General features: G+C 60.7%; 7 protein-coding genes. 4 read left to right on the top strand and 3 right to left on the bottom strand.

The window, feature by feature from the left end:
* Window positions 1-3,281 (bottom strand): retention module-containing protein (locus tag ACIF4X_RS21465; RefSeq protein ID WP_397483642.1); only part of this gene is annotated, 3,281 nt, incomplete at its 3' end.
* A gap of 532 nt (window positions 3,282-3,813) precedes the next feature.
* Between ACIF4X_RS21465 and ACIF4X_RS21460 the strand changes: the two genes are divergently transcribed.
* From ACIF4X_RS21460 to ACIF4X_RS21450, 3 genes are all read left to right on the top strand, one after another.
* Complete coding sequence (locus tag ACIF4X_RS21460) at window positions 3,814-5,172, top strand: TolC family outer membrane protein (protein ID WP_397483641.1); 1,359 nt, start codon at window positions 3,814-3,816, stop codon at window positions 5,170-5,172.
* 155 nt (window positions 5,173-5,327) lie between these two features.
* Entirely contained in the window at window positions 5,328-7,487 is a 2,160-nt protein-coding gene (locus ACIF4X_RS21455; RefSeq protein WP_397483640.1) for a type I secretion system permease/ATPase, read from the top strand.
* A gap of 10 nt (window positions 7,488-7,497) precedes the next feature.
* On the top strand, window positions 7,498-8,859 hold the full coding sequence (locus ACIF4X_RS21450; protein WP_016985930.1) for an HlyD family type I secretion periplasmic adaptor subunit: 1,362 nt from the start codon (window positions 7,498-7,500) through the stop codon (window positions 8,857-8,859).
* Between the two features lie 114 nt (window positions 8,860-8,973).
* Here the strand turns inward: ACIF4X_RS21450 and ACIF4X_RS21445 are convergent, their stop codons facing one another.
* Together ACIF4X_RS21445 and ACIF4X_RS21440 are read right to left on the bottom strand one after the other, a co-directional pair.
* The gene (locus ACIF4X_RS21445) at window positions 8,974-9,570 is read right to left on the bottom strand and encodes a tRNA-uridine aminocarboxypropyltransferase (RefSeq protein ID WP_397483639.1); all 597 of its coding nucleotides are present in this window, start codon (window positions 9,568-9,570) and stop codon (window positions 8,974-8,976) included.
* Between the two features lie 5 nt (window positions 9,571-9,575).
* Window positions 9,576-10,469: a LysR family transcriptional regulator gene (locus tag ACIF4X_RS21440; RefSeq protein WP_007956593.1), complete on the bottom strand. Its 894-nt coding sequence runs from the start codon at window positions 10,467-10,469 to the stop codon at window positions 9,576-9,578.
* A 396-nt stretch (window positions 10,470-10,865) separates the two neighbouring features.
* Between ACIF4X_RS21440 and speB the strand changes: the two genes are divergently transcribed.
* A partial coding sequence (gene speB, locus ACIF4X_RS21435; RefSeq protein WP_397483638.1) for an agmatinase occupies window positions 10,866-11,693 on the top strand: 828 nt, incomplete at its 3' end.

The raw sequence follows: 11,693 nt of genomic DNA, 5'->3' as shown, positions 1-11,693 counted from the left end.
GCGCCTTGCACGTCATTGGTCAGGACGTTGCCGGTCAGGGTCAGCAGAGTTTCCGACGCGGTGCCGACGCTGGAATCGTTCACGGCTTTTGGCAGGTCGTCGATGATGTTCACATCGAGGGTTGCGTTGGCCGTGGTGCCATTGTCGTCGACCACCGTCACGGCGAACTGCTCAGGCAGATTGTTCGCGCCGTTGGCGGTTGGATGCGCTTCGTTGTCGACCAGGGTGTAGCTGTAACTGACCACGCCCGTTGTGGCGTTGAAACCGGTGATGGTCAGCGTACTGCCAAGCGGCGTGGTCACGGATTGCGGAAAGCCTGCGGCGACGCCATTGGTGACGACGGCGATGCCGCCGACGGTCAGGGTGGTCACGCCGTCCAGAGCGGTAATGGTGAACGTGCCGTTTTGGGTCAGCGCAGTGGCGTCCGGTGTGCTGCCGTCAGTGAGGTTTTTCTCGTAAACGGTAAGTTCGCCGCCATTCACGTCAAGGCCGCTGATGACCACCGGATCGTCGTTGTTGTGGATCTGCAGAACCAGATTGGCGGTGCTGGTATCCCCGTCTGAATCGGTAATGGTGTAGGCGAAAGTTTCCGTGCCGTTGCCACCGCCGTGCAGGTTTTTGAAGTCTGTATCGTTGGTGTTCAACGTGTAGGTGTATGTGCCGTTGGCGTTGAGCACCAAGGTGCCGTAAGTGCCAGTGAACGTCCCGGCAGTGACTGGCCCGGCAGGAACGCGGTCAGCACCCTGCACGTCGTTGGTCAGGACGTTGCCAGTGAGAATCAGGTTGGTTTCCGATGCGGTGCCGACGTTGGAATCGTTCACGGCTTTTGGCAGGTCGTCGATGATGTTGACATCGAGGGTTGCGTTGGCCGTCGTGCCATTGTCGTCGACCACCGTCACAGCGAACTGTTCAGGCAGATTGTTCGCGCCGTTGGCGGTTGGATGCGCTTCGTTGTCGACCAGGGTGTAGCTGTAACTGACCACGCCGGTTGTGGCGTTGAAACCGGTGATGGTCAGTGTGCTGCCCAATGGCGTGGTGACCGACTGCGGGAATCCTGCGGCGACGCCATTGGTAACGACGGCGATGCCACCGACGGTCAGGGTGGTCACGCCGTCCAGAGCGGTAATGGTGAACGTGCCGTTTTGGGTCAGCGCGGTGGAATCCGACGCGCTGCCGTCGCTGAGGTTTTTCTCGTAAACGGTGAGTTCGCCGCCATTCACGTCAAGGCCGCTGATGACCACCGGATCGTCATTGTTGTGGATCTGTAGAACGAGGTTGGCGGTGCTGGTGTCGCCATCGGAATCGGTAATGGTGTAGCTGAAGGTTTCCGTGCCGTTGCCGCCGCCGTGCAGGTTTTTGAAGTCGGCATCAGTGGTGTTCAGCGTGTAGGTGTAAATGCCGTTGGCATTGAGTACCAAGGTGCCGTAAGTCCCGGTGAACGTGCCCGCAGTCACTGGACCGGTCGGTACGCGATCTGCGCCTTGCACATCGTTGGTCAGGACGTTGCCAGTCAGCGTCACCAAAGTTTCCGACGCGGTGCCTGCGTTGCTGTCATCCACGGCTTTGGGCAGGTCGTCGACGATGTTCACATCAAGGGTGGCGTTGGCCGTGGTGCCGTTGTCATCGACCACCGTCACCGCGAACTGCTCGTTGAGCGTGTTGGCACCGTTGGCGGTCGGATGCGCGTCGTTGTGATCGAGGGTGTAGCTGTAGCTGACCACGCCGGTGCTCGCGTTGAAACCGGTGATGGTGAGTGTGCTGCCCAACGGAGTCGTCACGGATTGCGGGAAACCTGCGGCCACGCCGTTGGTGACGATGGCGATACCGCCGACGGTCAACGTGGTGACACCATCCAGTGCGGTGATGGTGAACGTGCCGCTTTGGGTCAGCGCGGTGGCATCCGGAGTGCTGCCGTCAGTGAGATTTTTCTCGTAGACCGTCAGCTCGCCGCCTTCGACGTTCAGGCCATTGATGACCACCGGATCGTCATTGTTGTGGATCTGCAGAACGAGGTTGGCGGTGCTGGTGTCGCCGTCGGAATCGGTGATGGTGTAGGCGAAAGTTTCCGTGCCGTTGCCGCCGCCGTGCAGGTTTTTGAAATCGGCATCGTTGGTGTTCAGGGTGTAGGTGTAAGTGCCATTGGCATTCAGCACCAGGGTGCCGTAAGTGCCGGTGAACGTGCCCGGGGTGACTGGCCCGCCAGGTACGCGGTCGGCACCTTGCACGTCATTGGTCAGGACGTTGCCGGTCAGCGTCAGTTGAGTCTCAGACGCTGTGCCATTGCTGTCATCAAACGCTTTCGGTACGTCGTCGGTGATGTTGACGTCGAGCGTGCCGGTCGCCGTGTCGCCATTGCTGTCGCCGGCAATCACGGTGAACTGTTCGCTGAGATTGTTGGCACCGTCCCCGGCCGCATGGCTTTCGTTGCCGTTGAGGGTGTAGCTGTAGCTGACAACGCCCGTCGCCGGGTTGTACCCGGTGATGGTCAGGGTGTTACCCAGTTGCGAGGTGATCGATTGCGGGAAGCCGATCGGCACACCGCCAACGATAACGTTGATGCCGCCGATGCTCAGGCTGGTCAGCCCGTCCGGTGCCGACACGGTGAAGCTGCCGCTTTGGGTGAGCGCGCCTGGGTTGGCGGCCGAGCCGTCAGGCAAATTGGCTTCATTGAGATTCAGCTCGCCACCGGGCACGGCCAGGCCCGTGAGGGTTACCGGATTGTTGACCGGTGGCGGCACCACGATTGCCGGGGTGTCATTGCCGTTATCGATCACGGCGTTGTGGCGTTCTTCGGGGAATTCGGGAATACCGCCGAACCCGGCAGTGGGGAAACCGATGATCGGATCGACCCGGCCGCCGACTTCCGTCAGCAACACAAAACTGTGGCCACCGCCCAGCTCACCCGGCGCACCGCCCGCGGCGTTGGGACCGGCAGCCGTGGCTTCAGCGGTTTTGCTCGGGTCGTCACCGGCGGCGATGGCTTTCTGGATCTGCTCAACGTCCGTCAGTTGCGCTTCGCTCGGGGTCAAGGCTTCCGGCGCATTCACGTGGGCGGCCTGATCGGCCAGCAACTGGCCGGTCATGGTCAGGCTGCTGTCGCGCCCCAGGGTCAGTTCCTGGCCGTTTTGCAGATGAACGGCGACGGCGCCTTCTGCGCCGGTGATCAGTTGATCGCCGGCAAACAGACGATCCCCTTCAACCAGTGCGCGTTTGGTACCGTCGGCTGACTGGGCGAAAACCTGGCCAATGACTTTAGTGACTATCCCGATGAGCGTTGCCATGTGAAATCCTCCGCTGCCGACCACCGTCGGCACTGGTAAGCGAAGCAGCCCATGGCTCAATCGGGTTGTCGGAGGCGACGCTCGCACCTTCGACAGTTCGTTTCGCGGGTGGCGCCCTAGGAAAACTTCAGTGCGATCAAGCACTTCCGAACCCTGATCAAGGCAGCACGCCCACTAACGCTACGTAACGGTGGTGAATCACCAGAGTGACAAAAATCTGTCGCTCCTCAACCGCTACGCGTCCCTCCCCTTCAGCAGTACTTCGCCGTATGTCGCAAAGTGAGTGGAACTTTCCTCAAGCCTTTTTGTGCTCCCTAAAGCGCATAAAACAAAGGCTTTCACGCTGAACAATGTGCCGGTTTTTACAAAGCGCATAAGTTTTTTTCGGCATAAGCCTTATGAAAATTTTTTCTTAGCTACGCTTCAGGATGTTCTTAGCTCTGTTGTTACAAGAGTGAAACGCCTACACCTAAAAATATCGTCAAATATTTGGCGACAGTAACACACCATCAGGACTCAGGGAGATGCACCCATGCGCGTTCTAACCCCCCTCTGCAGCGCGGTTTTGCTGGCCATGGCTTGCACTTCCCAAGCCCAGGCCATGAACCTCACCGAGGCCATCCAAAGCACCATCGCCACTCACCCGGAACTGGCTTCGCGCGTGGACGCGCGCCTGTCGGCTGATGAACAAATCAAAGTCGCCAAGGGTGGCTTCTATCCGTCCGTCGATTTGAACGCCGCGTATGGCCGTGGCTACAGTGACAACACCAACACTCGGGCCTTCGGTAATCACCACACCGAAATCCTCAATTACACCCAGTCAGAGCTGCGTCTGCGGCAGATGCTGTTCGACGGTTTCAACACTGCCAACGAAGTCGAGCGCACCAAAGGCGTGTCGAATTCGCGCGCGTACTACGCACAAGGCACCGCCCAGGATCTGGCCCTGCGCACCATCGAGGTCTACCTCGAAGTGCTCAAGCGCCGCGAACTGGTGACGCTGGCCCGCAACAACCTGCAGGCGCACTTGCGGGTCAACGATCAGATCGGCCTGCGCACCGAGCGTGGCGTCGGCAGCACCGCTGACTCCGACCAATCGGTCGCCCGTAAAGCGCTGGCGCAAAACAACCTCGACACCGCTGAAGTCGATCTGGCCGACGCCGAATCGAATTTCTACAGCGTGGTCGGGCGCATGCCCGATGAGCTGGAAACCCCGGCCTCGACCCGTGGCGAACTGCCGACCGAGTTGCGTGAAGCCCAGCAGAGCATGGTCGACAACAACCCGTATCTGAAGTCTGCCCAGGCTGACGTGCAATCGGCCGAGAGCCAGTACGAAGTCGCCAAGTCGCCGTTCTATCCACGCTTCGACGCGGAAGCGGCCGTCGGCGCGAACAACAATGTGCAGGGCGATGAAGGCCACGACAACGAATGGCGTGTGGGTGTGGTGATGAACTACAACCTGTTCCGCGGCGGCAGCGACAAGGCGCGACTGGCCTCCGATGCCCATCAGATCAACCAGGCGATGGACATCCGCAACAACGCCCTGCGCCAGCTCAACGAGAACATTCGCCTGGCGTGGAACGCCATGGTCAATGCGAAGAAACAGACCCCGACCGCCCGCGAATACGCCGAGACCACCAAACGCGTGCGCGCTGCTTATCAAGATCAGTTCGGCCTCGGCCAACGGACTCTGCTCGACTTGCTCGACAGTGAAAACGAGCTGTACAACGCCAACCGTCGCTACACCGAAATCCGCTACACCGAGGAATATTCGATGTACCGCGTGCTGGCGAACATGGGCCAGTTGCTGAGCAAACAACGGGTGGTGCTGCCGGCCGATGCGATTGCTGCGACCGAAGTGAAAAACGAAGCGCGCCTGCCGGAACTGAAATAAACGTGCAGGAGCTGACTTTGCCCTGATCGTTCCCATGCTCTGCGTGGGAATGCAGCCCGTGACGCTCCGCGTCACTGGACGCAGAGCGTCCCTAGAGGCGTTCCCACGCAGAGCGCGGAAACGATCAATGAAGCGGAAACAGGGGAGCGATCAATATGACCAGCATGGAACCCGGCCACACCGGGGTCGATCCGCGGCTGAGCTTCGATGATCCGTTACTCGACGGTCTGTTGATCCTCTGCAAACTGCATGGCGCGACGGTCAGCCGGGCCAGCCTGAGTGCCGGGCTGCCGCTGAACAAACAACGCTTGAGCCTCGACTTGCTGCCCCGCGCCGCCGCCCGGGCCGGGTTACAGGCGCGTATTTTGCGCCGCGAGCTGAAAGACATCTCGCCACTCAACCTGCCGATTCTGCTGCTGCTCAACGACGGTCGCACCGCCGTGCTGCGGCGTTTCGGCGACGACGGCAAAGCGCTGATTCTGCCCAGCGAAGCCGATGGCGGTGAGCAATGGATCAGCCGTGAAGAACTCACCGAACACTACAGCGGCCAGGCCTTGTTCGCCCGGCCACGCCACGAACTCGAAGACCTTCGCTCACCGCTGGTGCCACGGGTGCACGCGTGGTTTCGCGACACCCTGAAGCTGTCAAAATGGCTCTACAGCGATGCGATTCTCGCCAGTTTCCTGATCAACCTTTTAGGCCTGATGGTGCCGCTGTTCGTCATGCAAACGTATGACCGCGTGGTGCCGAATCAGGCGACATCGACCCTGTGGGTCCTGTCGATCGGGTTGCTGATAGGCACCGGGTTTGAATTGGTTCTGCGGGTGGTCCGCGCGCACCTGCTCGACACCGCCGGCAAGAAAACCGATGTGATCCTTTCCGCGACTTTGTTCGAACGCATTACCGGAATGTCGATGAAGGCACGACCGGCAACCATTGGCGGTTTTGCCCAGAGCATTCATGACTTTCAGGGCCTGCGCGAATTCCTCACGGCAGTGACGCTGACCAGCCTGATCGACCTGCCCTTCGTGGTGCTGATGCTGGTGGTGATCGGCCTGCTCGGCGGCTGGCTGGTGGTGATTCCGCTGCTGGCGTTTCCGATCACCATCCTCTTCGCGATGATCATTCAGGTGCGCTTGCGCGACACCGTGCAAAAGAGCCTGAGCCTAGGCGCCGAACGCCAAGCGGTGCTGATTGAAACCCTCGGTGGCCTGGAAACCCTCAAGGCCTGCAGCGCCGAAAGCGAGCGCCAGCACAAGTGGGAAAGCACCCACGGCGCCCTCACCCGCCTCGACAGCCACGCACGCAATCTCTCGGCGCTGGCCACCAACGGCACACTGTTCATTCAACAATTCTCGGGGATGGCGACGATTGTCGCCGGGGTCTACAGCATCATCGCCGGCAACCTCAGCGTCGGTGCACTGGTCGCCAGTTACATGCTCGGCAGTCGCGTGCTCGCGCCGCTCGGGCAGATCGCCGGGCTGATTACCCGCTATCAGCAGGCGCAACTGACCATGAAGAGTACCGATGCGCTGATGGCCTTGCCGCAAGAGCGTGACGGCAAACAACGGCCGCTGGAGCGCACGCAATTGCAAGGCGCGCTGGACGTCAGCGGCGTGACCTTTCATTACAACGGCCAGAATGCGCCGGCGCTGAGCAATGTCAGCTTCAGCCTGAAACCCGGTGAGCGGGTCGGCATCATCGGCCGCAGCGGCTCGGGCAAAAGTACCCTGGCGCGTTTGGTCATGGGTTTCTATGAACCCGAGGAAGGTCAACTGCTGCTCGACGGCCTCGACCTGCGCCAACTCGACGTTGCCGACCTGCGCCAGCAAATCGGTTACGTCGCCCACGACCTGCCGCTGCTGGCCGGCAGCCTGCGCGACAACCTGACTCTCGGCGCACGTTACATCAGCGATTCGCGGATGCTTGAAGTGGCCGAACTGACGGGCGTTACCGAACTTGCCCGTCAGCATCCGCAAGGCTTTGATCGGCCAGTGGGTGAGCGCGGACAATTGCTCTCCGGCGGCCAACGTCAGGCGGTGTTGCTGGCGCGTTCGCTGTTGCTTGATCCGCCGATCATGCTGCTCGACGAACCTACCAGCGCCATGGACAACAGCAGCGAAGACCAACTGCGGCAGAAGCTCCACGGCTGGGTGCAAGGCAAGACGCTGCTGCTGGTCACCCACCGCACCTCGATGCTGAGTCTGGTGGACCGGTTGCTGGTGCTGGACAACGGCCGGGTCGTCGCCGACGGTCCGAAAGAAGCGGTCATCGATGCACTGCGCAAGGGCCGTGTCGGCTCGGCGGCGGTCTAGGAGTTGCCCCATGTCTGCTTCCTCCGATAGCAAAGATCGCGGCTACTTCGACAGTTTCGGCAAAAGCGCCGAAGCCGAATTCATGCCGGAAACCGCCGGTGCTTCGTTGCAGGATTCGCCACGCTGGTCGCGGATCACCGTGTGGCTGGCCGCAGCGTTGCTGATCAGCGCGGTGGTCTGGGCCAAATTCGCCGTGCTCGAAGAAGTGACCATGGGTGAAGGCAAGGCGATTCCATCGAGCAAGGTTCAGGTGATCCAGAACCTTGAAGGCGGGATCGTCACCGAGATCTTCGTCCGTGAAGGGCAAATGGTGAACAAGGGCGATACCCTGCTGCGGCTGGATGACACGCGCTTTCGTTCGAACAAAGGGGAAAGCGAGGCCGATCGTTATGCATTGACCGCGCAGGTCGAACGGCTGTCGGCGGAGGCCGAGGGCCGACCATTCAAGCTCTCCGATGAAGTCATCGCCAAGGCGCCGCAAGTCGCCGAAGACGAGCGTTCACTGTACGAACAACGCCAGCGCCGTTTGGCCAGCGAGCAGCGCACGTTGAGCGAACAACTGCGGCAGAAAACCCAGGAACTGGCCGAGTTTCGCTCCAAGCAAGGTCAGTTCAGCTCGAGTCTGGCGTTGCTGCAGCAAGAAATGAACATGTCCGAACCGCTGGTAAAAACCGGCGCGGTGTCACCCGTGGAAATCCTCCGCCTCAAGCGCAGCGCGGTAGAAATCCGAGGCTCATTGAACGCGACGACGCTGGCCATTCCCCGCGCCGAATCGGCGATTGCCGAGATCCGCAGCAAGATCGACGAGTCGGAACAGACCTTCCGTTCCGAGGCGGCCAAAGAGCTGAATGAGAAACGCACCGACCTGTCGAAAATCACCGCCACCAGCATCGCCATCGACGACCGCGTGACCCGCACCACTGTGACTTCACCGGTCCACGGGGTGATCAAGCAATTGAAGGTCAACACTATCGGCGGCGTGGTGCAGCCGGGCAGCGACATGGTTGAAATCGTACCGCTGGAAGACAACCTGTTGATCGAGGCCAAAGTGCGGCCGCAGGATGTCGCGTTCCTGCATCCGGGGCAGAAGGCGATGGTCAAGTTCAGTGCTTATGACTACACGATTTATGGTGGGCTGAGCGCCAAACTGGAACTGATCGGTGCGGACACGATTACCGATGACAAGGGCAACAGTTTCTATCTGATTCAAGTGCGCACCGATAAAAACCATCTGGGCGGGGATGTGAAACCGTTGCTGATCATTCCGGGGATGGTGGCGACGGTGGACATTATTACCGGGGAGAAGAGCGTCCTCGATTACCTGCTCAAACCGGTGCTGAAAGCCCGGACCGAGGCGATGCGTGAACGGTAGCCGATGATCGTTCCCACGCTCCGCGTGGGAATGCCGCCCGGGACGCTCCGCGTCCCTTTGCGACTGTGACGCAGAGCGTCACTGGATGCATTCCCACGCAGAGCGTGGGAACGATCATTTGTCGCCATGATTACGCTGGAAGGTCTCCTCCCCCATCGCCGCAATCTGCCCCTCGATCAACGCCTCGAACGGCTTGAGCAACGGCTCGAATGACGCCGGAGCCTCCAGCGTCTGCAACGCCTGCACAATCGCTTCAATCGTTGACAACGCCCCCGGTCCCGGCGCCTTGCGCAAGCGATAGCGCGACACGCCGCCCTCAGCCAGCGTGACCCGCGGCAACGCCGCCAGCAGCGGATTGAGGTGCAACATCTTGCGCGCCTTGCGCCAGGTGCCATCCGGCACCACCAGCAACAACGACTCATCGGACCCGCCATAAGGCTGCATCGGCTGCGCATCATCAGCCGGAAACAACAAGCGCGCCCGATACCCCGGCCGGTTCAACAGCGCCGGCAAATCCTCGAATACTTCGCCGACGATCAGCTCGGCATTGGTCAACCCGAGTGCCGCCAACCGCGCAGTATTCAACGCATGATTGACCTCACTCGGATGCTGCAACAGCAACACCCGCGTGCGACTGTCGAGGCGCGGGATCAGCGCGCACAGGCAATGGGTTTGGGGGCGCAGGCAGCGCGGGCATTGAATTCTGGACATCGGTCTTAAGCCTGATTGAGCTGTGCTTTGAGCAAATCGCGGAAAGTCTGGATCAACGGTTCGCGGCTACGGCCCCGGCGCATGATCATTGAAAACGGAGCCTGATAACCGAAGGTCGCCGGTAGCAGCACGCGCAAGTCACCCTTGTCGGCCCACGCCTGAGCGTAGTGTTCTGGCAAATAGCCGATGTAAGCGCCGGACAGCACCAGAATCAGCTGCGCCTCCATACTTTCCACGGTGGCGGCGCTATGTTTGAAACCGTGGCGCGCCAGTTCGGCCTGGCTCCAGTAACCGCGCCCGACCATGCGCTGCTGGGTGATGACTTGCTCGGGAATCCGCCGCTCGTTGAACAACGGATGCCGGCTGCTGCAATACAGCCAGTGCTGTTCGCGGTACAGCGGCATGTACACCAGCCCGCTCATCCGTGTGGAGAACGCGCCAATGGCCAGATCGAGACGGTTGTCCTGCACGCCGAGTTGCAGTTCGTACGGGCTCATCACCGACAGGTGCAAATGCACCGCCGGGTGTTCCTGGCTGTAGGCGCCGATGGCTTCGGCGAACGGCAAGGCCTTGTCGCTGACGGTGGAGTCGATCACGCCGAGGTTGAGCGTGCCGCGCAACTCGCCCTTGAGCGCCGCAGCGTATTGCTCGAAACCTTCGAGTTCGGCGAGCAGGCGCAGGGTTTCCTGATGGAACAGCTCACCCTTGCTGGTCAGGCTGAACCCGCCGCGCCCACGATGGCACAGCACCAGGCCGAGCGCGGCTTCGAGCTGGCTCATGTAGGTGCTGATCGCCGAGGTCGACAGGTTGAGTTCCTGCTGGGCGTTGGCGAAACCCTGATGACGCACGACGCTGACGAAGATGCGTAATAGTTTCAGGTCGGGTAAAGCGTTGGCCATGTCTGCTCCGGGCTTTGCAACTGTGTGTCTGTGGGAAAAGCCCCTCACCCCAGCCCTCTCCCCGAGGGAGAGGGAGCTGATCTCCATGGCTTTCAAATCCTGAGTTCGACTCGATTTTTCAGGTCGATGCAGATTCCGCCAACAACTCGGTCGGCCCCCTCTACCTCTGGGAGAGGGCTGGGGTGAGGGCAACGATCTCCTGTCGATCACACGACCCGAACCCGACAAAGTCTAATCGCCCCTCGCCCATTAGTTTAGAAAAATCTGAACTAAGTTTTTGCCCGTAGCGATTCTTTCCCCTCACTACATTTCGCATCATCGCCCCCACAGCGGCGTCCGAACCCGTGCTCCACGGCGCGCCGACATAAATAAAACAAAGACGATGAGGCTTTACCCGTGGACAAGATTCTTCACCAACCACTGGGCGGCAACGAAATGCCGCGCTTCGGCGGCATCGCCACCATGCTCCGACTCCCCCATTTACCGACCGCTGCCGGCCTGGACGCTGCTTTCGTAGGCGTGCCTCTGGACATCGGTACTTCGCTGCGCCCCGGCACCCGTTTCGGGCCACGCGACATTCGCACCGAATCGGTGATGATCCGCCCGTACAACATGGCCACCGGCGCGGCGCCGTTCGACTCGCTGGCCGTTGCCGACATCGGTGACGTGGCGATCAACACCTTCAACCTGCTCGACGCCGTGCGCATCATCGAAGAAGCCTACGACAACATCCTTGAGCACAACGTGATCCCGATGACCCTGGGTGGCGACCACACCATCACCCTACCGATCCTGCGTGCGATCCATAAGAAGCACGGCAAGGTCGGTCTGGTGCACATCGATGCCCACGCTGACGTCAACGATCACATGTTCGGCGAGAAGATCGCCCACGGTACGACCTTCCGTCGCGCCGTCGAAGAAGGCCTTCTGGACTGCGACCGCGTGGTGCAGATTGGTCTGCGCGCTCAGGGTTACACCGCTGACGACTTCAACTGGAGCCGCGATCAGGGCTTCCGCGTCGTCCAGGCCGAAGAATGCTGGCACAAATCGCTGGCGCCACTGATGGCTGAAGTGCGCGAGAAAGTCGGCGGCGGTCCGGTGTACCTGAGCTTCGACATCGACGGCATCGACCCGGCCTGGGCACCGGGCACCGGCACCCCGGAAATCGGTGGTCTGACGACCATTCAGGCAATTGAAATCGTTCGCGGCTGCCAAGGCCTCGAC

This window comes from Pseudomonas sp. NPDC085632, from assembly GCF_044541255.1.
Classification (GTDB): Bacteria; Pseudomonadota; Gammaproteobacteria; order Pseudomonadales; family Pseudomonadaceae; genus Aquipseudomonas.
Note: the sequence above shows the minus strand (reverse complement) of the source record. Positions and strands in the feature narration are given on the sequence as shown.

Coding starts and splice junctions, on each gene's coding strand:
- ACIF4X_RS21450 (WP_016985930.1), top strand. CDS start 7,498: ATGTCTGCTTCCTCCGATAGCAAAGATCGCGGCTACTTCGACAGTTTC.
- ACIF4X_RS21445 (WP_397483639.1), bottom strand. CDS start 9,570: ATGTCCAGAATTCAATGCCCGCGCTGCCTGCGCCCCCAAACCCATTGC.
- ACIF4X_RS21455 (WP_397483640.1), top strand. CDS start 5,328: ATGACCAGCATGGAACCCGGCCACACCGGGGTCGATCCGCGGCTGAGC.
- ACIF4X_RS21440 (WP_007956593.1), bottom strand. CDS start 10,469: ATGGCCAACGCTTTACCCGACCTGAAACTATTACGCATCTTCGTCAGC.
- ACIF4X_RS21460 (WP_397483641.1), top strand. CDS start 3,814: ATGCGCGTTCTAACCCCCCTCTGCAGCGCGGTTTTGCTGGCCATGGCT.